Genomic DNA, 21,365 nt, shown 5'->3' on the forward strand with positions numbered 1-21,365 from the left:
TATGGGACAACTTGACGGACGGGTGGCGGTCATCACCGGTGCCGGACGTGGCATCGGCCGTGAGCACGCGCTGCTCTTCGCCAGGGAAGGCGCGTCGGTGGTCGTCAACGACCTCGGCGGCGCCAACGACGGCTCCGGATCGGATGCCGGGCCCGCGCAGGAAGTGGTCGACGAGATCGTGGCCGCCGGAGGCAAAGCCGTTGCGAACACCGACAACATCTCGACCTGGGCCGGAGCCTCGAGCCTGGTGAATCAGGCCGTCGAAACCTTCGGACAGCTGGACGCCGTCGTGAACAACGCGGGCATCCTGCGGGACGGCTTCGTCGCGGGCCTTGAGGAGGACCAGTGGGATTCGGTCATCCAGGTGCACCTCAAGGGGCATTTCGCGGTGCTGCGCCACGCAGCCGAGTACTGGAAGGCACAGTCCAAGGCCGGCGCCGATGTCAAGGCCACCGTGGTGAACACCGCATCGGATTCCGGTGTGACACTGCCGAATCCGGGTCAGGGTAACTATGGTGCGGCCAAGGCCGGTATCGCGGCGCTGTCCTGCGTCGCAGCCGCCGAGCTGGAACGGTACGGGGTCAAGGTCAACGCGATCGCGCCGGTGGCGCGCACGCGCCTGACGCTGGCCACGCCGGGTATGGGTGCGATCTTCGCGGCGCCGGTGGAGGAGGGGCAGTTCGACATGTTCAGCCCGGCCAACATCTCACCGTTGGTGGCCTACCTGAGCACGGAGAAGAACCCGTGGACCGGTCAGGTGTTCAAGGTGACCGGTGGATCCATTCAGCGGCTCAAGGGATGGTCGGTGACCGACACCGCCGAGACCGACGGACCGTGGAGCATTGACCTGGTGCGCGAGAGCGTCGAGCCCTGGAAGTAGGAATTTCTTAACGCGAACGGTCCCCCGAAATCGGGGGACCGTTCGGCGTTTTCAGGTGTGTGCACGGCGGCGCGCCCCTAGATTCGGAGTTATGAGGCACACCGGTCAACTCGCCGCGGAGTTCGTCGGCACGCTGATCTTGATTCTGTTCGGCTTGGGTGTGGTCGCACAGGTGGTGACGGCCGGTAACGAGGACTACGGCAACCACAACTCCATCGCCTGGGCCTGGGGCATGGGAGTCGCCTTCGGCATTTTCGCCGCCGGGCGGATATCCGGCGCGCACCTCAACCCGGCGGTGACGCTGGCATTGGCGGTGTTTCGTGGATTCCCATGGAAACAGGTGATTCCGTTCATCCTGGCCCAGACGGCGGGTGCGTTCGTGGCGGCGCTGCTGGTTCGGTGGAACTACGGAAGTGTGTTGTCGGCTGTGGATCCCGGGCACACCATTGCGACGCAGGGGGTTTTCTCGACGCTCCCGGGTAACGGCGCCCTTGACGTCAGCCTGTGGGGCGGCCTGCGCGACCAGATCATCGGCACCGCGATCCTGTTGTTCCTGATCTTCGCCATTTCAGACCGGCGCAATATCCGTATGCCCGAGAGTCTTTTACCGTTCGCGATCGGGGCGGTGGTCGTCGGTCTGGGCATGGCATGGGGGTCCATCGCGGGGTATGCGATCAATCCGGCCCGCGATTTCGGGCCCCGGCTGGCGTCTTATCTCACCGGTTTCGATACGGCCTTCCTGGACCAGCACGGCGCCCAGTACTGGTGGGTGCCGATAGTCGGACCACTCGTCGGGGGCCTGCTGGGGGCCGCCCTGTACCGCTATCTCGTGGAAGCATTCCTGTACGCAGACGATTCCGAAACCCAATCACCGTCGCACACCGAGGAGTTCGCCAATGGCTGATTTCGTGGCATCGATCGACCAGGGCACCACCAGCACGCGTGCCATGATCTTCAACCACCGCGGCGAGGAGGTCGGTCGCCACCAATTGGAGCATCAGCAGCTGCTGCCGCGGGCAGGTTGGGTGGAGCACAATCCGGTGGAGATCTGGGAACGCACCTGGTCGGTGCTGGCCACATCGCTCAACGTGACCGGATTGTCGGCCGGGGACCTCGCGGCTGTGGGGGTGACCAATCAGCGCGAGACCACCCTGGTGTGGAACCGTCACACCGGCAGGCCGTATTGCAATGCCATCGTGTGGCAGGACACTCGCACCGACAAGATCGCGACAGCACTGGATCGGGACGGGCGCGGTGATGTCATTCGCGAAAAGGCCGGATTGCCGCCTGCCACATACTTTTCCGGCGGGAAGCTGCAGTGGATTCTGGAGAATATCGATGGTGTGCGCCGCGATGCGGAGAACGGTGATGCGCTCTTCGGCACCCCCGACAGCTGGGTGATCTGGAACCTCACCGGAGGCATTCGCGGTGGGGTACACGTCACCGACGTGACCAATGCCAGCCGCACGATGCTGATGAACCTGGAGACCCTGGATTGGGACGACGAGCTGCTGTCGTTCTTTTCCATTCCACGCCAGATGCTTCCGCCGATCAAGGCGTCGTCGCCGGTCGAGCCGTTTGGCCTCACGACCCATATGGGGCCGCTCGGCGGTGAGGTGCCCATTGCCGGCGACCTGGGGGATCAGCAGGCGGCGATGGTGGGGCAGGTGTGCCTGAGCCCCGGCGAGGCCAAGAACACCTATGGCACCGGGAACTTCTTGCTACTCAACACCGGTGAAGAATTGGTCCATTCGCGCAACGGGCTCTTGACCACCGTGTGTTACCAGTTCGGGAACAACAAGCCGGTGTACGCGCTGGAAGGTTCCATCGCGGTGACCGGTTCGGCGGTGCAGTGGCTGCGTGACCAGCTCGGCATCATCAGCGGTGCCTCACAAAGCGAGGACTTGGCTCGTCAGGTCGAGGACAACGGCGGTGTCTACTTCGTACCGGCCTTTTCGGGTCTGTTCGCGCCGTATTGGCGTTCGGACGCCCGTGGCGCGATTGTGGGTCTTTCCCGGTTCAACACCAACGCGCATTTGGCGCGCGCAACACTCGAGGCGATCTGTTATCAGAGCCGCGAAGTGGTTGAGGCCATGGAGGCGGACTCAGGTGTGCACCTAGAGGTACTCAAGGTGGATGGAGGCATCACAGCCAACAAGCTCTGCATGCAGATCCAGGCCGATACGTTGGGCGTCGATGTCGTCAAACCCGTTGTCGCCGAGACGACCGCACTCGGCGCGGCATATGCGGCGGGATTGGCCGTCGGCTTCTGGAAGGACCCCGACGACCTTCGGCGGAACTGGCAGGAGGACGAGCGCTGGAGCCCGTCGATCAGTGAACAGCAGCGGGCCGACGGATTCGCCGGCTGGAAGAAGGCCGTGCAGCGCACGTTGGACTGGGTCGACGTGAGCTAGGCCCCCCGCCTGTCATAACGGGGGGCCTAGGCTCATTCAGTCGGTCTCACCCAAGATGCCGTAGATCTGCTTGCGGGCAGAGTTGACGATCTCGATAATCCGCTGCTGCTGCTCGGCTGAGGCGGCGTGGGCCGACTGCGCGACCGCACCCATCAGCTGGCCGAGTGCGGAACGAAGATCGAGGACCGATGGGTCGGCGTCCTCATTGATCTTGTCCCAGGGCGGGGTATCGAGTTTGGCCGCGCCCGCTTTGCCTTCTTCGGTGAGCTCGAACTGCTTGCGGCTGCCGCTGCCCTCGGCCTCAACGATGAGGCCCTCGTCGACGAGCAGTTGCAGTGTCGGATACACCGAACCGGGGCTCGGCCGCCAGATGTTGTTACTGCGTTCGGCGATCTCGCGGATCATCTCGTAGCCGTGCATCGGGCGTTCGGCGAGCAGCGCCAGGATGGCGGCCCGGACGTCGCCGCGCCGGCCACGTCCCCGTCCGCGTCCACGCTGCGGGTCACCGAAACCGAATCCGAAAGGACCAAAGCCGGGACCGAATCCACGTCCGAACCCGGGTCCGAACCCACGTTCCATGAACGCGCCGGGTCCGCGTCGCCCAGCCCAGGCTTGCTCCTGGAACTCGCCGCGCGGATCGCAGTCGTGCTGACGACCGCCGTGGCGCCGACCTGGTCCGCGACGTGTGGGGTCGAAACCGAATCCGAAACCAAAGGGTGTGTCGGGCCGGAACTGATCGGCCCTTTCCTCATGGGAAGTCATGTGTATCTCCTTGTGCTTAGGGGGAGGCGTTCTCACCTCTCGATACATAACGATATATCGGAATCGATCGTGATGCAACGAAAACTTTCGGAGACGATTTCGAGGGCTGCTGCCAGCTACGCGCCGTAGGGTGACCGCCATGACGGTGAAGTGGCTGGAACAACCCGAGGACCACGACTATGCGGCGGCCGTGGATTACCTGACGCTCGTCGGTGAGGCTGATGTGGTGAAGCGGACCGTGAAGGCGCTGCGCAACGCGACGCTGGAGTACCGCAAGGCCAAGGACATCCTGCGGGCGGCTCACCTGGAGATGCTTCCCAAGACCAACGCTCATGTCGCCCGCGACCTAGCGAAGATCGCCAAGGACAAGGCGTTGTCCCCCATCCTGTTGGTGCGCGGGGACGCACGCTCCGGGGCGCGGCTAGAGATCGCCGACGGCTACCATCGGGTCTGCGCTAGCTACATATCCGACGAAAATACCGATATCCCCTGCCATTTGGCTTCCTGGCAGTAGCTCCATGGGCGGATTTGGATTTCCGACCCTGGCGATCGTCGTCGTCGTCGGAATGGTGGGGCCGCTGCTCGCGCTCAATACGCGGCTGCGGATCCCCGTTGTCATCGGCGAATTGCTCGCCGGAATCATCATCGGACGCACCGGGTTTGGCTGGATCGATGCGTTCGATCCCACGTTCAAGATGTTCGCCGACGTCGGATTCGCACTGGTCATGTTCGTCGCCGGCACGCATGTGCCCATACGCGATAGGACAATGGTGGCCGCGCTACCCAAGGCGGCGCTGCGCGCCGTCGTGGTGGGTGCAGTCGGCGCAGTGTTGGGAGTGCTGCTGGCCAACGCGTTCCACACGGGGCATGCACCGCTGTACGCGGTGCTCATCGCGTCCTCCTCGGCGGCGCTGGTGCTGCCGATCATCGACTCCCTGAGCCTGGAAGGGCCCAAGGTATTGAGCACCACCGCGCAGGTGGCCATCGCCGATACCGCATCGATTGTTCTGTTGCCCTTGGTTATCGACCTCAAGCATGCGCCCAGGGCGGCCGTCGGTGCGGTGGCCGTGGCGGCGTGCGCGGGCATTGTTTTCCTGATCCTGCGGGCGCTCGATCGGGCCGGAAAGCTCGATCGGTTCCACGATTATTCCAAGCAGCGCCGGGTGGCCATGGAGCTGCGGATCAGCCTGGCCATCGTCTTCGGGCTGGCGGCGCTGGCCGTGAAGACTCACGTGTCGATCATGTTGGCCGGGTTCGCTCTGGGCTTGGTCGTCGCGGGCATCGGGGAGCCGCGCCGACTTGCCAAGCAGCTGTTCGGCTTCACCGAAGGCTTCTTCTCGCCACTGTTCTTCGTCTGGCTGGGGGCCTCCCTGCACGTGCGCGAGCTCGGTGAGAACCCCAAGCTCATGCTGCTGGGGCTGGGCTTGGGTGGTGCGGCCGTGTTGGCACATATGGTCGGACGGATCTTCGGACAGCCGGTATCGCTGGGTGCGTTGGCGGCGGCTCAGCTCGGCGTGCCCATCGCGGCGGCCGCGATCGGCGAACAGCAACAATCATTACTGCACGGTGAGGCCGCGGCACTCATCTTGGGGGCGCTGGTCACGATCGTCGCGGCAACGCTGGGCGGCTCGCTCTACGCGAAGACGTCTATCCGGAATCAGCCAGGGGTGGCGAAACCTGAAGGCCCTCGCGGGGGCTCGGACGGTTCTGACGCTGCCGATGCTGCGGGTGGTCCGGCCCAGCCCACCGGCGGGACAGGCAACGGCGCCGCAGGGTAGGCGGGCTGCATGTGTTCCAGGGCGCGGAGGTGGCGTTCGGCGAGCACCGCGGCCAGCATGAACTGTGGGGGTGTGCCGGGCGGCGGTGGCGGTGCGATGCTGGCAAGCACATCGGTGGAGATCTGATAGAGCATCTGGTCGCGCGTTTGTGGCGCCAATTGCCCTGCGCGGTTGAGGAATTGGCGGGCAAGATTCGCCTGTTCGGTGGTGAGTCCCGACAGTTGTAGCGTCTGCGCCCATTCGGCCAGCGGCGGTGGCATCACCGGTGGCGGAGGGAGTTTGGGACCACGCTCGCTGATCACCATGGTGCCAGCGAAGATGTCGCCCAGACGTTTACCCTTGGCCGACACCAAGCTGCTGATCACGGCGGGTGCGCCCATGAACATGAAGATCTCGACCACGGCCGCAAGGGCGCGGATGACGGCTTGCCGCAGGCGTTCCGGGCCGCCGTCGTCGGATACCACCCGCAACCCCATGGCCATCTTGCCCAGCGAGCGTCCCCGGGTGGACATCTCCCAGATGACGGGATAGCCGACGAGCGCCAGCACGGAGTAGGCGATGCTGAGGGCGCCGGCCAGCGCCTCGTCGAACTGCGAGAGCGAGAACGCAACGACGAAGATTCCGGCATACAGCAGGATCACCTGCACGAAGATGTCGATGAACGTGGACACCACCCGCACCGGAAGCTGGGCCACCTTGACGTCCAAGACAACCGCGTCACCCGTCACCAACTCGGACATCACTCGAGACTACTAGTATTTGCCAGATGGACGTGGACGCATTTGTCGCCACTCACCGGGGGACATGGGACCGGCTGGAGCTGCTGCTCAAGCGCAGGCGCAGCCTGAGCGGTCCAGAGATCGATGAGCTGGTCGAGCTGTACCAGCGGGTGTCGACGCACCTGTCGACCGTGCGGTCGTCCTCCGGGGATCCGGCATTGGTCGGGCGGTTGTCCAACCTGGTTGCCCGGGCACGTTCGGCCGTCACGGGAGAGCATGCCCCGCTGTGGCGTCACTTCATCCGATTCTGGACGGTGTCGTTTCCCGTGGTCGCTTACCGGAGCTGGCGGTGGTGGCTGGGCGCGACGGTCGCCTCGATGGTGGTGGCAGTCGCCGTCGGCATCTGGGTGATGCACTCCGCCGAGCTGCAATCGGTGATCGGAACACCCGATGAGATCGCGCACCTGGTAAACGAGGACTTCGAAAACTATTACAGCGAGCATCCCGCCGCGGCCTTCGCGCTGCACGTGTGGATCAACAACTCGTGGGTGGCGGCGCAATGCATCATCTTCGCCGTGCTGCTGGGCATTCCCATCCCGTTCGTCTTGTTCATGAATGCGGCGAATGTGGGCGTGGCCGGTGGTTTGATGATCGCGGCGGGCCGCGGCGATGTGTTCTTCGGCCTGATCCTCCCGCACGGTCTCTTGGAGCTCACGGCGGTGTTCTTGGCCGCGGGCGCGGGAATGCGCCTGGGATGGAAGGTTATTGACCCCGGCGATCGGCCCCGTGGACAGGTGCTGGCCGAGCAGGGCCGCGCCGTCATGTCGGTGGCGGGCGGACTTGTCGGGGTACTGCTGGTGAGCGGCCTCATCGAGGCGCTGGTCACCCCGTCGCCATTGCCGACATTCGCACGTGTGGCAATCGGGGTGATCGCGGAGGCGCTGTTCCTGGCCTATGTGGTGATTCTCGGTCGGCGCGGGGTGGCCGCAAACGAATCCGGCGATATGGAAGACGCTCCCGATTACGCTCCGGCTTCCTGAGCGCTACAGGCGTCCGGACGCCTTCAACGATAGATACCGGTCGGCAAGAGCGGGGGCGATCTCATCCGGCGGGGCGTCGACAACCTCGACACCCTGCCGGCGCAACAAGGTGACGATGCGCCGGCGTCCGCCACGGGTACGTTCGGCAGCGGCCGCGTCATAGACCTGCTCGACGTCCAGTGACCTGATATTTCCTGGCCCCGTGGAGTTCTCGGGCATCACCATGTCCTCGACACGTGGATCGCTGACCGCGGCCACCAACAGATGGTGATGGCTTGTCAGCTGGGGAAGCAGCGGTAGCAGGCCCTCCTCCAGCGCCTCGGGATTCAGGTCGGTGAGCAGCACGATGAGCGAGCGATGACGGGATTTACGACGAATGGTGGCCACGAGATCGCGGGCGTCGGATTCGACAAGCGAGGATTCCAGCGGCGCCATCGCGTTGACCACCAGCGGAAGTAGTTCGTTGCGCGATGCACCGGACACCTGCGAGCGCACCGCGCGGTCGTGCGCCAGGAAGTCCACGCGATCTCCGGCGCGAGATGCCAATGCCACCAACAGCAATGCGGCGTCCATCGCCCAGTCCAACCGCGGCCACCCGGAGGGATCGCCCGATGTCGGGTCGACGCCGATGCGTCCCGCCGAGGTGCGACCGGTGTCCAGCACCACGAGGATGCGGCGGTCTCGTTCCGGGCGCCAGGTGCGTACCACCACGTCATTGCGCCGGGCGGAGGCACGCCAGTCGATGGACCGGACGTCATCGCCCACGACATACTCACGCAGCGAATCGAATTCGGTGCCCTGGCCGCGGATGAGCACAGGGATGGCACCTTCGAGTTCGCGCAGTTTGGCGAGGCGGGACGGCAGATGCTTGCGGCTCAGGAACGGTGGCAGCACGCGCAGCTGCCAGGGCACGTCGTGACGTCCCTGCCGCCCGGCCAGCCCCAGCGGTCCCACCGTACGCACGGTCACGGTGGCCGGCCGGTGATCGCCACGACGTAAGGGGTACAAGGAGGTAACGATCTGTGTGCGTTCGCCATTGCGCAGATTCAACCGGTGTGCCCGTGGTGTCGCACGCATGCTCGGTGCCCAACTGTCCCGGACCCATCCGCGTACCCGGCGGCCCGGATTCTGGATCTGTAGGGTGATGTCTGCGGATTCACCAAGCCGGATGGAATCCGGCCCCGACCGGACAAAGGTGAGACGGCGCGGGCTGGCGGCGGCGGCGATATCGATGACGATCAATACCGTGAGTGCCAGGAGTAGCAGCCAGAACAGCCGAACCGGCCACGGCGACACCAGGATCAGCAGCGCGCCGAGCAGCGCCGCCAATCCCGCGCGTCCGGTGAGAATCACTAGCGCGGCACCGGAACCGTGACGAGGATGCCGTCGAGCACTCGGTCCGAGGTGGCGCCCTCCAACTCCGCCTCGGGGCGCAGGCCGATGCGGTGGCGCAGCGTCGGGCGCGCCATCGCCTTGACGTCGTCCGGAGTGACATAGTTGCGGCCGGACAGCCACGCCCACGCACGGGATGTCGCCAGCAGGGCCGTCGCCGCGCGCGGGGAGGCGCCCAGCTGCAGCGAGGGCGACTGGCGGGTGGCGCGGATGACGTCGACCACGTAGGCGAGCACCTCCGGGGCCACCAGCACGCGGCCCACCGCCGCGCGTCCGGCCTCCAGGTCGGCGGCAGAGGCGACCGGAGTGACATGGGACAGGTTGCGGGGGTCGAATCCGTGCGCATGCCGCTCCAGGATGGCGATCTCCTGATCACGTTCCGGCAGAGACACGTTGAGCTTCATCAGGAAGCGGTCCAACTGGGCCTCGGGCAGTTGATAGGTGCCCTCGTATTCGATGGGATTCTGGGTCGCGGCGACGATGAAGGGATCGGGGAGCGGCCGTGGAGTGCCATCGACCGTCACCTGACGCTCCTCCATGGCCTCCAGCAGTGCCGCCTGCGTCTTGGGCGGGGTGCGGTTGATCTCGTCGGCCAGTAGCAGATTGGTGAACACCGGACCGGCCCGGAACTCGAATGCCGCGGTGCGTGCGTCGTAGACCAGGGACCCGGTGACGTCACCCGGCATCAGGTCGTGAGTGAACTGCACCCGCTTGAACTCCAGGGACAGCGCCGCCGAGAGCGTACGCACCAGAAGGGTTTTCGCGACTCCGGGGACGCCTTCCAACAGGACGTGCCCGCGGCACAGGAGCGCGACGACCAGTCCGCTGACCACGGAATCCTGCCCCACGACCACGGTGGCGATTTGTTCGCGTAACGCGGCCAGGGCATTGCGCGCGGCGTCCTCAGAGTTCCCGGTGGTGGTTGCCTGTGTCACGATTCGCGTACCTGCCTTTCCAGAAGATCCAGTTGTCGAGTCAGATTGGTGAGCTGTTGGTCGTCCGACGGGACGGGGCCGAACAGCACATGGTGAATCTCGATGGGGTTACGGCCTATTCGCGAAGCGGCGGTGGTGGTGACGACCTGCGGCGTCTCGTCGACCGGGAGGCCGAGCCGACGCACGATCCGGTAGGTGGCAGCCTCACGCAACGATGCGGCGGCGAGATCGCGGGCACGGCGCGACCGGTAGAGGCGCCCGCGCCCCTCGGTGGTTTCCGAAGCGCGCACGATCACCGGAAGCTTTTCGGCGACTACGGGCCCCAGGCGGCGGCCCCGCCAGAGAGCGAGCAGCAGTACGACGATGCAGAGCTGCCAAATAGCCATGCTCACTTGGTCAGGGATCAGATCGCCCATCGATTTCGGTTGGGCGCTGGTGCCCACCTTCGGCCGTTCGGGGACGTACCAAACCAGGTGCGAGGAGCGGCCGGCCAGATTCATGGCCAATGCCGCATTGCCCTGCTTGGCCAGTTGCAGGTTGGATAGCAGGGTGTCATCGCCCAGCACGGTGATGGTGCGGGCGCCCTCGGGATAACGCAGCAGAGTGCCGCCGTAGCAGCTAATTTGGCCAGGACCTGGATTGGTGAATGTGTAGGTGGGGCCAATGTATGTCTGAATGGTGCCGGCCCGCTGAGCTTCCCGGAGATCGCAGTTGGGTTCGACGATCTCATCGCTTTGGTATGAGGTGATGCGTGCCTGCGAGGCCAGCCGCTCACGGGTCGCGGAGTACGGCGCCAGCAGGAGGCGATCCCCGGGAATCTCAATCAGAGAGTCCAGTATCTCGTCGGTGAGATTCCCATTGTCCAGCACCATGAGCTGGCTGTCGGGTCGCATCGCGGCACGGACCTCGGCGATGGTGGTGGCGCGTGTGACAGTGACACCGCGGTCGCGCAGCAGTTGCGCGAGAGCGTGCCCGCCCCGCTGGGTCACGGCTTCGGGGTCGAGATAGCCCTCGGGCCGAGGCGATTTGGTGACCAGTAGACCCGTGACGACGATGGCGGCCAGTGCGGTCAGGATCCATGCCCAGGTGCGCCAACGGTCCCGGAGGCGGGGAGAGGTGGCGGTGCTGGTGCTGGTGGTCACCGCACCGCCTCCCAGCCTGTCATCGCGCCCGGTTCTGTGGATGTCAACAGAACCGCGGCATCGCGGATATGGTCGTCCAAGTCGGCGATCTTGCGATAGGACTGTTCGGTACCGGGGCGTTCGCCGTAGCTCACGTCATTGAAGATTTCCGCACTCGATCGGAATTCTGGTGCCAGTGAGGGTAATTCGCGTGATGCGTCGGCAGCCAGCTCGTTGGCGGTACGCCCCGGCACCGGGGTGAGGATCGTGCGTTCTTCGAGTTGGCGTGCCACGGCGCGCAGCCGGTGCCGGATTGCCGAGGCCCAGTCACCCTGGGATGCGGCAAGTTCCGCGGCCGCTCGATGCTCCGCCGCGGTGAGCTCGGCTGATTCGAAGAGCCCGAAATCCGCGCCGCCCTTGGTCCGGACGGCGCGGCGTGCAATGCGCACCAACAGCACCACGACGGCGATGAGGATGAGCGCGGTGACGACGATGGTGAACCAGCCGCCGGGAACCTCGCTGGCCCGGAACTCCAGGTAGTTCAGGTGTTCGATGATCCAGTTGACCAGACGGTCCAGTGGTGAGGGGTGCTCGTAGATCGGTTTGGCGAGTTCGTGTTGGGCCGCCTCGGCCGCTGATTCGCGGTCGATGTCGACGGTCGGCATTACACCTGAACCGGGGGATACGCGGGCAGCCACAACGCATCAGGGTCGATGCCGGGTTGTCCGAGGCGCTCGCGCGTTCTGGTTTCGGTTTGCAACACGAGATCGAATGCCTCGGTGCGCATTCGCTGGTCGGTGTAGAGCAGCACGTTCACCGCGGCGTTGAACGGCAGCGTGATGATCTGGGCGACGATGACACCGACACTGGTGAGCGCCAGACCCAGGAGCATTGTCGTGCTGCTGGTATTCGATGAGCCCAGGCCCATGCCGATCTGTCCGCCGAGGCTGAAGGGCATTCCCAGGATGCCGGCCACGATGCCGACGATGATGGATGTGAGCAGCAGGATGCCAAGGAGGCGCCAATAGCCCTTGCGTACCAAAGATATTGATCGGCCGATTGCGCCGAAGACAGTCTGGCGCTCCAGGATCAAAACTGGGGACGCCAGGGCGAAGACGGGAATGAGATAGAAGTACAGCGCCAGGAAGCCGAACCCGAGCGCGAAGCCCGCCGGTACCGCGCCCCACGGGCCGACGGTGAGGGCAAGCCCGACCACTCCGGCGATACCGATCGCCAGAGGCAGGGTCAGCAGTAGAGCGGAGAGGAACGCCAATCCGATGAGCGCCCAGATGCGGGGTTTGGCACGCTGCCAGGCCGCCGAGGGCGTGGTGTGTTCACCGAATACGGAGCGTCCGACGGTGACTGTCAGCATGCCGCTCAGGACGATGGTGACCAGCATGGTGATCACGTAGCCGATGGCCGCGCCGCCGAAGTATCCGATCCCGAATGCGGCGGCGAACGCGTCGTCACTGTTCGCGTCGAAGCCCCCGACACCGCTGAGCAGTCCCAGGATGGGTCCGGCTTGCAATGCGAAGGTGAGCAGCTGGCTGATGACCACGACCACGGCGGTGAGACCGATCGTTGCCTTGGGGTTAGCGCGAATGGCGGCGACGGCCCCGTTGTACAGCGCGGACAGATCCAGCGGGCGCAGCGGGATGATGCCGGGTTTCAGTGCCGGTGGCGCAGGTGTCACCCAGTAGGGAACCTGTGGCGGCCCCTGATATCCAGGCGGTGGCGGCTGGTATCCGGGCGGTGGTGGTTGATACCCAGGAGGTGGCGGCTGGTATCCGAATCCCGGGGGTGGATATCCGTAGGCCGGGGCGGGTGGATAGCCAGGCGCAGCAGGAGGGTAGGCGGGTGGGGGTCCCGGGGGTAGCGGAGACGGAGTGACGCCCCCCTCGTCGTTGCTCATTGCTCCATTTTGGCGGCTGAGGGCGTTCCTGGCAATTGCCTCTCCATTTTAATGTCAACACCCTTGACATATGTCAGGCGAGTTGACATTCTGGAGGTATGACTGAGAAGAGCGCCACACAGGAATTCGATCTCGCGTTTGAGGCCGCGTACCGCGGCGAGCGTCCCCACGGTTTGGGCGTCCGACCGCCGTGGAGCATTGGTGAACCACAGCCCGAGATCGCGACGCTGATCGCCGAGGGCAAAGTGCGCGGGGAGGTGCTTGACGCCGGTTGCGGCGAGGCGGCGACCGCGCTGTATCTCGCCGAGGTGGGGCACACCACCGTAGGTCTGGACTCCGCGCCCAAGGCCATCGAACTAGCGAAAGGCTATGCGGCCGAACGCGGCCTGACCAATGCCAGCTTCGCGGTCGCCGACATCTCGGCCTTCACGGGATATGACGGACGGTTCGACACCATCATCGATTCGACGTTGTTCCACTCGATGCCTGTCGAGCTGCGCGATGGCTATCAGCGTTCGATTGTCCGTGCCGCGGCGCCGGGCGCACGCTACTACGTATTGGTCTTCGATCGCGCCGCGTTCCCGGCCGAATCACCCGTCAATGCCGTCACCGAAAACGAACTGCGGGATGCGGTTTCGAACTACTGGGCCATCGATGAGATCCGCCCCGCCAAGATCTACGCGAACTTCAACGGATTTGAACCGGGTGTGGCGCAGGGGTTCGCACGGCACCAGGTCGAGCCCGATGGCCGGTCATCGGTGCCGGCGTGGCTACTTTCGGCGCACCTGGCGGGCTAGAAGTCCAGGATGAACCGCTCGGGGTGGTGGTAGTCGTTGGTGCGGGACTGGCCGGTATCGAGATGCGGCGGCGGAATCCATTCGGTGATCCCGTTACTGCGGCGTTTTCGGGTGGTCCAGCCCTGTTGGAGCAGCCGATGATGCGGGCCGCAGGCGAAGGTCAGGTTGTCGATGTCGGTCGGTCCGTCGTCGCACCAATCGTCGACATGATGCACCTGGCAGAGATAACCGGGCACCGTGCATCCCGGCGCCGAACAGCCACGATCTTTGGCGTGTAAGACAATTCGCTGATCGGAGGTGGCGATCCTTTTGGACCGACCCAGGTAGAGCGGCCGGCCATCGTCGTCGAATATCGCGAGGTAATGCAGGGCGTGGGCGGCCATCCGGATCAGGTCGGGGATGGGCACCAGGTTGCCGCTACCCGATATCGCCTGACCGGCTGCGCTCTGCATCTCGCTCAGCGTCGTGGACACCACGACGGTGACAGGTAATCCATGATGTGAGCCCAGCTTGCCCGAGGTCAAGGTGCTGCGCAGGCACGCTCGTAGTCCGTCGTGGTTTCGCTGGGCGGTCGTTCGTGTGTCGCGCTCGGCGGCTGCCGCGTCGGGTTCGCCTTCGGTCGTGGGAGATTCATCACGAGGATCGCACATGCCGGGCGCTGCGAGCTTGCTCAGCACTGCGTCGAGGTAGGCGCGCGTCTCCGGATCCAGCAGGCCGCTGATGGCGCTCATTCCGTCGGTTCCCTGACGTCCGATCGATATGCCCCGCATGCGGGCACGGTCGACGTCAGAGAATCGGCCGTCGGGATTGATCAGAGCCGCGATCCGGTCGGCACCGGCGCGGAGTTGTTCCGGGCCGAATTCGGTTCCCATGGATGCCAATCGCTGCTCGGCAGACTCACGGGTATCGGCGTCGATCGCGTCGGGCAAGACATCGAAGAACCTGCGGATGATCCGCACGTGCTCGTCGCCGAGGCGCCCCTCCCGCAGTGCATGGGCAGTACGCGGAAGAAGGGGTTGTAAGGGCTCGCCGGTGAATGAATGCCGCGGGCCGAGATGTGCGGCATCGGTGAGGCGACGCCGAGCGGTTGCGGTACTTATCGAGAGGTGCCGTGCCAGTACTTCTGCGAATGTCGTACCGCCCAACGCGACCGGTGACCCGCGTTCCACCAGCCGGGCCGTGAGTGCGTGTGAGGCCGCGGTGATCTTGCGCTGTGCGATTTCCAGTTGCCTTAGTGCGGAGAGCAACTCGGGATTGTTGAGCTCATCACACGACGACTCGACGACAGCCGTGGCTGTCGCCAGTAGATCGTCGATTGGACTCATGGCTGAAGGCTATGGATGACGACCGACAGCTGGGCGAGGTTATCCACAACCACGATGGCCATCCACAAGTGAGACGAACCGCTTGTCGAATGTCAGAAGTTGCGGTAGTCGCGCACCGGCATCCGGGATCCGCGTCTCTCCGGCTTGGGTGCCATGAGTTCGATGAGTCGAATGACTCGATAGCGTTGTCCGGCATAGGGTTCTAGAAGTTCCAGCATGCCGGCATCGTCGGTCTTATTGCCGGTGAGCGCGAATCCCACCTGCCCGGCGATGTGGTAGTCCCCGACGGGCACGGCGTCGGGATCGCCGAGCGCGCGACTGCGGACCTCGGCCTCGGTCCACGGTCCGATGCCGTGGATCGAGGTCAGGTGCTCTGGCTTGGTTTCCACGTCGATGTTGGCAGCGATGCGGACGGTGCGCATGCGGACCGGTTCCGCACCGGAATTGTGCCACTCCCACGACGGTATGTCGAGCCATTCTCGTTGGGGTGGAGGAGCCTTGGCGCCGCCCATGTCGGTGCCGACACGGTTGATGAGATACCGCCAGGCACGCCAGGCCTCTGCGCCGGGCACCTTCTGTTCCAGCACGGCCGGAACGAGGGCCTCCCACACGCGATCGGTGGCGCCCAGACGGACGCCCTTCGCGCCCTGGATCAGCCGGGTGACAACCTCGTGTTTAGGTGTGAGCGCTTCGGGTTCGTCGTCGGCGCCCAACAGGCGTGGCAGGCGATCGAGCAGCCACTCGGCACCGTCACCGTAGGCCCGGCCGACGACGGTCTTGTATTCGCGTGAGATCGTCAGTACCCCAGGGCCATCCGGGGTGTAGGTGCCTCGGGTGATGGATCCGCCGGGGGACACCCGGTACGTGGGATCAGTCGAGCCGCGCCGGTGGATGCCGAGGGTTCGGCGTATATCCAACGGCCACGGTGGAGTCCACTCACGGATGAGCGGAGCTGCTAGGCCCCCGGGCAGAACTTCCAGCCGCCGGTCTCCTTCTTGAACTCGATGTCGTGCTTGCCCTTGGCATCGGTGATGTGAATGACGGCGATGTCGCCGTCGATATCGAGGCCGGTGATCTTCGAGGGGCCATTGTCGGCCTTGGTCAAGGCGTTGAGATCAGGAGCTTGCCCGCTTCCGGCGATGTCCTTGAACGCCTCGCGGTACTTGGCACAGAAGAAGGTGAGCATCTTCTTGAAGTCGTTGGCCTTGGCGGCATCGGCCATTCCGGAGATGGTCTGCTTGATCGCCTTGATGTCCTCGTCCTTGTTGGAGCCGGAGGAGCGGGGCGAGTCGACGATCTGGTCGTTGGCGGACGTGCGGGTGCTCTGCGTGCTGGAGTTGGTGGTGGTGAGTCCGAGTACCAGCAGGGCGATCAGGAAGATGCCGAGCGAGCCACCGACGACGGCCAGGGCCTTCTGCTGCGGGGCAGTGGCGGCCGGGGAGGTTTGGGGGCGGGGCGTAGCCGCTGGGAGGCTGGCCATAGGGCCGGGCTGGGGGTATCCGGGGAACTGCTGTTGAGGCTGCTGGTACTGGCCGTGGGGGTACTGCGGTTGCGTCATCTGCGTATCTGTCCTAGCGCGGCTGCGGTCATGGCGTTCCATGCCAGTGTGCCGGATGGGCGCAGTGGAGGTGGTTGTCACGCGTTTTCCGTGCCTGCCGAGGTGATGTCCCATTTCTCCACACGCCTTCCCGGCATGTCTGAGATTCAGGCTTCAGCGCGCTGCGCTGTTAGTCTCCGAAGAACGCCGGAATGGGGACGCGGGGAGGCGTGCTCGACCGGTCGATCGCAAGGAAGCGCGAAAGAGCTGGTAGCGAGGCTGACGGAGAGATTAGTGCGCGGCGGAGAGATCAAGGCCCTCACAGGGCTTCGCATCATCGCCGCGCTCTGGGTTGTGCTCTTTCACTTCCGGCCCCTGCTGGAGGACGCGGTCCCCGGATTTCGGTCCGCGCTGACCCCCGTTCTCGACTGCGGCGCCCAAGGTGTTGACCTCTTCTTCATTCTCAGTGGGTTCGTGCTGACCTGGAACTATCTCGACAAAATGGGCGATCGCTGGTCAACCCGCGAGACGCTGCACTTCCTGTGGCTGCGTCTGGCCCGGGTGTGGCCCGTGTACCTGGTCACCATGCATCTAGCCGCGCTCTGGGTCATCTTCACCATGCATGTCGGACACATACCGCCCAAGGACGTCAACGGATACGACGCCATGAGCTACGTGCGTCAGCTCTTCATGGTGCAGCTGTGGTTCCGTCCGTACTTCGACCTGTCCAGCTGGAACGGTCCGGCGTGGTCGATCAGCGCTGAATGGCTGGCTTACCTGCTCTTCGGGGGCCTGGTCCTTGTCGTCTTCCGGATGGCGCGCGCGACCCGCGCCCGCAGCCTGATGGTTCTGGCCGTGGTGGCCTCGCTGCCGCCGGTCATCATCCTGCTGCTGACGGGGCAGTTCTACACACCGTGGAGCTGGTTGCCGCGCATCGTTATGCAGTTCACCGCGGGCGCCCTCGCGTGTGCTGCGGTGAGCAGGCTGCGACTCACTCACCGTTCCCGCTATGTTGCCGGCTACGTGGCGATCGCGATCATCGCGGCGATCGTGGGCTCGCTGTACTTCCTGGATGCCCACCCGATCTCCGGAGTCACCGACAGCAGCGGAGTGGTGGACGTGCTGTTCGTGCCGCTGGTGATGGCGCTGGCGGTGGGCATCGGACCGCTACCCACACTGCTCTCCACGCGCATCATGGTCTACGGCGGTCAGATCTCCTTTGGGCTCTACATGGTGCATGAGCTCGTGCACGTCTCCTGGACATGGGCCACCAAGCAGTTCGAACTCTCACTGACCGACCCCGGCGGCGGTTGGATCGTGATCGGCCTGATTGCGCTCGCGGTAGTGCTGTCCATGGCGCTGTATCACGGCGTGGAGGAACCCGGACGGCGCTGGATGCGCCGCATGATCGGCGTCACCAAGCCAGCGATCACCGATCACCATGTTCCGCACAATGGCCATAAACACCAGGTGCCCGCGGACGTGACGGACTCCGATCGGGAGCCGGTGTCGACCGGTGTAACGAGTCGATAGTTTCAAACGAATAACGCTGTGCCGCAGCCGGGTTTGAGGCCCCCTAAAATGCTGGGGACAGTGGAGGTAGCAGTGGTTCGTCTGGCGGCGATTGTCATCGCATTCGCGTTTCTCTTCGGTGTGGCTGCCCCGCAGCCCGCGCCGGTGCGCCCCTACCGACTGGCCTACTTAGGTTCCGGACTGAACCATGTCGCGGTGGTCAGCGATTCGTACACCACCGGCACCAAGGAAGGCGGCCTGGGCGCCAAGTCGTGGACATCGCTGGCATGGCGGATCTTGGGGCGCGAAGGTGTCCGCATCAACGCTGACGTCGCCGCCGAAGGGCGCGCCGGATACGGCGTGCGCGGTGACCACGGCAGCGTCTTCGCCGACCTCACCGACCGGGTAGTGCGTCCCGACGACGAGCTGGTGGTGTTCTTCGGTTCGCGCAACGACCAGGATGTCGATCCGGACGTGTATGCAGAGGCGACCCGTCGCACGCTGGCATCGGCACGGCGCACGGCGCCGGCGGCCAAGCTGCTCGTGATCGGCCCACCGTGGCCGACGGCCGACGTACCCGACGTGGTGCTGCAGCTGCGCGACATTCTGTACGGCGAGGCCCATGCGATCGGTGCGTCGTGGGTGGATCCGCTGGCCGAACGCTGGTTCGTGGGACGCCCGGAGCTGATCGGCTCGGACGGTGTGCACCCCAACGATGCCGGGCACGCCTACATGGCCGACAAGATCGCCCCGCTCATCGGTACCCGGCTGACCCGTCGGCTCTGAGAGTAGAGTCCAGGCATGACGCAGATCGTGTGGGTGACCGGAATTGCCTTGGCAGCGTTCGCTTTTACGGGCTGTGGTTCACCATCGACGGAGCAGAAAACCGTGTCCACGTCGGCAGCGCCATCCTCGACATCGCTCCCCGAGCCTTCGCGCAAGGTAGTGCCGCCGGGCGGTGTCTACTGGAATCCGGTGACCCAGCAGCCGGAAGAGAAGCCCACGCAGATCGTGCTGACCCCCGCCGACGCCGGAGACATGCTTGTCGACATCACCTGGGACGGCTGGACGCAGCAGCAGGCCACCGGGAAGGCAGTCCGCGCGACCAAGGACTGTGTCCCCGACTGCGCGACGGGCGGGACAACCCGTCGGGACGTCACGCTGACCTTCCAGGACTCGAAGGCGCTTCCCGATGACAGCGGCTGGTGGCAGTTCACCAAGCTGATCATCACCGATCGGGACGGTAAGGCCGAGACCATCGACATGCCGGTGACCGCGCAATAGGAGCGCGCTAGTCGGCGATCACGTCCAAGGTGCCAAATAGCGTGAGCCCCGCAGCACGAGCCAGCGCACTGGACGCGGAGTTGTCCACCTGGCATCGGTACTGCGGCTCGTAACCCCGCGCGCACGCGTACCGGAACACGGCACGCACCAGCTGCCGGGCGTGGCCTCTGCCGCGGAATATCGGCAGCGTCAGCACTCCGAGGTCCATGATCGCCGCGCCCTCCCACTGATAGATGCTGGAGACGGCGACGAGGCGGCCGTTGTCGAAGGAGCCGAACACCGCCCAATGACCCAGCTCCACTTGGGCGTTGTCCAAGTCATCCACCGAGGCAACCGATTCGAATGCCGAGAAGATTGCCTTGTCGTCGGCTGTGAGCTGACGGACATCGCCTGTGGGTACCTCGGCCACGAGTGCATCGCGCGCATCGTCGTTGAAGTAGAACAGGTTGTCCGCGCCGTGCATGGTGATATCGGCCTTGTCGAGGCTTTCCCAGAATTCCGAAACTGTCTGGACGCCATCGATTCCCGCACGTGCGCAGAGGTCAGGCGCGAGGGCGACGCTGGTCTTGCCGTCAACCGTCGTGAGCACCATCAGCCGGCTGTCCTCATCGAGATCCGGGTAGACGGCGAGTTGGAAATCGTCGTCGGTGTGCAGGACGGTGCCCCGGCCAAGGTAACCATGCCAGAAGTCCGTGATGATGGGGGAGAAGTCGGGCATCGGCTCTATCTTCTTGAAGGTAATCGGTTATGGCACAAACGGATCCAGACTAGAGACCGTGCTGAGGCGGTGCCACCGAATATTGCGGTGCGCCCAAAGAATCAGGCCGCCCACGTCCCGAAGGACACAGGCGGCCTGATCTGTGTGCAGTTCTAGGACGTTAGCCCATCAACGACGTCAGCAGTGGGTTGCCCGAGGTCTCGGCCCGCTTCTCGGGGTCGGTGCAGTCCTTCCACTTGCCGTTCTCCAGCACGAACTCGCGCTGCTGATTGGCGGTCACGTCGTGGCCCTGCGCGGTGACCCCAGCGGTCGCCGTCGGTCCGGTGACGTTGATGTCGTGAACGTCGTAGGTGACGCCGGACAGCACCTCCTTGGCTGCCGCGCGGAACGACGAACGGTAGGCCTTGTCGTCATTGTTCTGGATCGCGGTGGTCAGCGCCTGGGTGGTCGGCCCGGAGACCCCGGCTGCCGACGCCACGGCGCTGATCATGCTCGGCCCGTACCCAGCGACCTGACCGATCGGGGGGATCTGGTCATCAGCAGACTTCGAGGCGATCGTGCCCCGGTACTTGTCGCAGAAGAAGGTCGAGAGGGTGGCGTTGTCGAGCGACTTGATGGCCGAAGCCTCGCCCGAGATGATCTGCCGGATCTGCTGGTCATCGGCGGGTGCGGCGGCGGCCAGCGCCGGTCCGCTGAGGGCGGCCGCCAGCGCGATCACACCGGCGCCCACAAGGCGATTCTTCATGTAAAGCTCCCATTCGTCGGGTTTTGTCAAACCTTACCGAAAGAAATGTCGTGTGCTTCCGCTTAGCTGTTACCGGTACATAGCGACCAGGAGCACCACCGCTGCCAGCAGGCCGATCAGCATCACGGCCTTGCGCAGCTTCCAGACGATAAGCACACCGATAGCGATGGCCGCGAGGGCGACAGGATTCGACGCGAGTTCAGAGACGGCCATGCACCCACCATGTCACGGCGGCGGGAATCCCAGCCGGTCCGCCATGCTGATGAAAAAAGGCCCGACCGGGGAATTCCTGGTCAGGGCCTTACTTCCAGCGTCGGGGTATTCGGCGCTATGCGCCTCCTACCTCTTTCTTCGCCTCGGGTGAACGAGCGCGCTCGCTCACCTCTCAGCTCAGTCGGGGTGGCGGGATTCGAACCCACGACCTCTTCGTCCCGAACGAAGCGCGCTACCAAGCTGCGCCACACCCCGCTTTGAAGCCAGGCAAGGGTATCGCA

At 64.8% G+C, this 21,365-nt stretch carries 21 protein-coding genes, 1 tRNA gene and 2 pseudogenes; 10 read left to right on the forward strand and 14 right to left on the reverse strand.

The window, feature by feature from the left end; all coding sequences use genetic code 11:
- Position 1 precedes the first annotated feature (1 nt).
- The 3 genes from HBA99_RS01885 (at position 2) to glpK (ending at position 3,294) form a co-directional block, all read left to right on the forward strand.
- Complete coding sequence (locus tag HBA99_RS01885; protein ID WP_070951645.1) at positions 2–880, forward strand: SDR family oxidoreductase; 879 nt, start codon at positions 2–4, stop codon at positions 878–880.
- A gap of 91 nt (positions 881–971) precedes the next feature.
- Positions 972–1,784 carry an MIP/aquaporin family protein gene (locus tag HBA99_RS01890; RefSeq protein WP_030095942.1) on the forward strand — a complete coding sequence of 271 codons (813 nt, stop codon included), beginning with the start codon at positions 972–974 and terminating at the stop codon, positions 1,782–1,784.
- Positions 1,777–3,294 (forward strand): glycerol kinase GlpK, encoded by a 1,518-nt coding sequence (glpK, locus tag HBA99_RS01895; protein ID WP_070923330.1) that lies wholly within the window; start codon positions 1,777–1,779, stop codon positions 3,292–3,294. The genes HBA99_RS01890 and glpK overlap by 8 nt, the downstream gene beginning before the upstream one ends.
- Positions 3,295–3,330: 36 nt before the next feature.
- Here glpK and HBA99_RS01900 read toward each other — a convergent pair whose 3' ends face one another.
- A complete protein-coding gene (locus tag HBA99_RS01900; RefSeq protein WP_070923331.1) occupies positions 3,331–4,056 on the reverse strand; it encodes a PadR family transcriptional regulator in 726 nt (241 codons plus the stop codon).
- A 139-nt stretch (positions 4,057–4,195) separates the two neighbouring features.
- Here HBA99_RS01900 and HBA99_RS01905 point away from each other — a divergent pair, with 139 nt between their 5' ends.
- Together HBA99_RS01905 and HBA99_RS01910 are read left to right on the forward strand one after the other, a co-directional pair.
- Complete coding sequence (locus HBA99_RS01905) at positions 4,196–4,570, forward strand: hypothetical protein (protein WP_030095939.1); 375 nt, start codon at positions 4,196–4,198, stop codon at positions 4,568–4,570.
- 4 nt (positions 4,571–4,574) lie between these two features.
- Positions 4,575–5,834, forward strand: a complete 1,260-nt coding sequence (locus HBA99_RS01910) for a cation:proton antiporter (RefSeq protein ID WP_070923332.1) — start codon at positions 4,575–4,577, stop codon at positions 5,832–5,834.
- A gap of 368 nt (positions 5,835–6,202) precedes the next feature.
- Here HBA99_RS01910 and HBA99_RS24740 read toward each other — a convergent pair.
- Positions 6,203–6,514: pseudogene (locus HBA99_RS24740) on the reverse strand (RDD family protein); the annotation flags it as partial.
- 86 nt (positions 6,515–6,600) lie between these two features.
- Between HBA99_RS24740 and HBA99_RS01920 the strand changes: the two are divergent.
- A complete protein-coding gene (locus tag HBA99_RS01920; protein ID WP_057965852.1) occupies positions 6,601–7,593 on the forward strand; it encodes a stage II sporulation protein M in 993 nt (330 codons plus the stop codon).
- Positions 7,594–7,596: 3 nt separating this feature from the next.
- On the opposite strand, the gene HBA99_RS01925 is transcribed toward HBA99_RS01920, so the two are convergent.
- Genes HBA99_RS01925 through HBA99_RS01945 form a run of 5 tightly spaced genes read right to left on the reverse strand, consistent with a single transcriptional unit; the run spans position 7,597 to position 12,734 of the window.
- Entirely contained in the window at positions 7,597–8,946 is a 1,350-nt protein-coding gene (locus HBA99_RS01925) for a DUF58 domain-containing protein (RefSeq protein ID WP_057968979.1), read from the reverse strand.
- Positions 8,946–9,920 carry an AAA family ATPase gene (locus HBA99_RS01930; RefSeq protein ID WP_070951643.1) on the reverse strand — a complete coding sequence of 325 codons (975 nt, stop codon included), beginning with the start codon at positions 9,918–9,920 and terminating at the stop codon, positions 8,946–8,948. Before HBA99_RS01930 ends, HBA99_RS01925 begins: the two co-directional genes overlap by 1 nt.
- Complete coding sequence (locus HBA99_RS01935) at positions 9,917–11,077, reverse strand: DUF4350 domain-containing protein (RefSeq protein WP_070951642.1); 1,161 nt, start codon at positions 11,075–11,077, stop codon at positions 9,917–9,919. Before HBA99_RS01935 ends, HBA99_RS01930 begins: the two co-directional genes overlap by 4 nt.
- The gene (locus tag HBA99_RS01940) at positions 11,059–11,706 is read right to left on the reverse strand and encodes a DUF4129 domain-containing protein (protein WP_070928368.1); all 648 of its coding nucleotides are present in this window, start codon (positions 11,704–11,706) and stop codon (positions 11,059–11,061) included. The genes HBA99_RS01935 and HBA99_RS01940 overlap by 19 nt, the downstream gene beginning before the upstream one ends.
- Positions 11,706–12,734 (reverse strand): glycerophosphoryl diester phosphodiesterase membrane domain-containing protein, encoded by a 1,029-nt coding sequence (locus tag HBA99_RS01945; RefSeq protein WP_070916827.1) that lies wholly within the window; start codon positions 12,732–12,734, stop codon positions 11,706–11,708. The genes HBA99_RS01940 and HBA99_RS01945 overlap by 1 nt, the downstream gene beginning before the upstream one ends.
- A 317-nt stretch (positions 12,735–13,051) precedes the next feature.
- Between HBA99_RS01945 and HBA99_RS01950 the strand changes: the two genes are divergently transcribed.
- Positions 13,052–13,750: a class I SAM-dependent methyltransferase gene (locus tag HBA99_RS01950; RefSeq protein ID WP_070951640.1), complete on the forward strand. Its 699-nt coding sequence runs from the start codon at positions 13,052–13,054 to the stop codon at positions 13,748–13,750.
- Here the strand turns inward: HBA99_RS01950 and HBA99_RS01955 are convergent.
- From HBA99_RS01955 to HBA99_RS01965, 3 genes and pseudogenes are all read right to left on the reverse strand, one after another.
- Positions 13,747–15,075 carry an HNH endonuclease signature motif containing protein gene (locus HBA99_RS01955; protein WP_070951639.1) on the reverse strand — a complete coding sequence of 443 codons (1,329 nt, stop codon included), beginning with the start codon at positions 15,073–15,075 and terminating at the stop codon, positions 13,747–13,749. The two genes, HBA99_RS01950 and HBA99_RS01955, sit on opposite strands and share 4 nt — an antisense overlap.
- Positions 15,076–15,167: 92 nt before the next feature.
- A complete protein-coding gene (locus tag HBA99_RS01960) occupies positions 15,168–15,992 on the reverse strand; it encodes a DNA-3-methyladenine glycosylase family protein (protein WP_070951638.1) in 825 nt (274 codons plus the stop codon).
- 38 nt (positions 15,993–16,030) lie between these two features.
- Positions 16,031–16,633, reverse strand: a pseudogene (locus HBA99_RS01965) (hypothetical protein).
- 273 nt (positions 16,634–16,906) lie between these two features.
- On the opposite strand from HBA99_RS01965, the gene HBA99_RS01970 reads away from it, so the two are divergent.
- From HBA99_RS01970 to HBA99_RS01980, 3 genes are all read left to right on the forward strand, one after another.
- Entirely contained in the window at positions 16,907–18,145 is a 1,239-nt protein-coding gene (locus HBA99_RS01970; RefSeq protein ID WP_030095918.1) for an acyltransferase family protein, read from the forward strand.
- A 72-nt stretch (positions 18,146–18,217) separates the two neighbouring features.
- Positions 18,218–18,910, forward strand: a complete 693-nt coding sequence (locus HBA99_RS01975; RefSeq protein WP_057967190.1) for an Rv0518 family GDSL lipase — start codon at positions 18,218–18,220, stop codon at positions 18,908–18,910.
- Positions 18,911–18,925: 15 nt separating this feature from the next.
- On the forward strand, positions 18,926–19,408 hold the full coding sequence (locus HBA99_RS01980; RefSeq protein ID WP_070951636.1) for a hypothetical protein: 483 nt from the start codon (positions 18,926–18,928) through the stop codon (positions 19,406–19,408).
- 7 nt (positions 19,409–19,415) lie between these two features.
- On the opposite strand, the gene HBA99_RS01985 is transcribed toward HBA99_RS01980, so the two are convergent.
- From HBA99_RS01985 to HBA99_RS02000, 4 genes are all read right to left on the reverse strand, one after another.
- Positions 19,416–20,126: a GNAT family N-acetyltransferase gene (locus tag HBA99_RS01985; protein ID WP_070923341.1), complete on the reverse strand. Its 711-nt coding sequence runs from the start codon at positions 20,124–20,126 to the stop codon at positions 19,416–19,418.
- Between the two features lie 160 nt (positions 20,127–20,286).
- On the reverse strand, positions 20,287–20,871 hold the full coding sequence (locus HBA99_RS01990; RefSeq protein WP_030095914.1) for a hypothetical protein: 585 nt from the start codon (positions 20,869–20,871) through the stop codon (positions 20,287–20,289).
- A 69-nt stretch (positions 20,872–20,940) separates the two neighbouring features.
- On the reverse strand, positions 20,941–21,084 hold the full coding sequence (locus HBA99_RS01995; RefSeq protein WP_030095913.1) for a hypothetical protein: 144 nt from the start codon (positions 21,082–21,084) through the stop codon (positions 20,941–20,943).
- 181 nt (positions 21,085–21,265) lie between these two features.
- A tRNA-Pro gene (locus tag HBA99_RS02000) sits at positions 21,266–21,339 on the reverse strand.
- Positions 21,340–21,365 lie beyond the last annotated feature (26 nt).

The organism is Mycobacteroides chelonae (assembly GCF_016767715.1).
GTDB classification, from domain to species: domain Bacteria; phylum Actinomycetota; class Actinomycetes; order Mycobacteriales; family Mycobacteriaceae; genus Mycobacterium; species Mycobacterium gwanakae.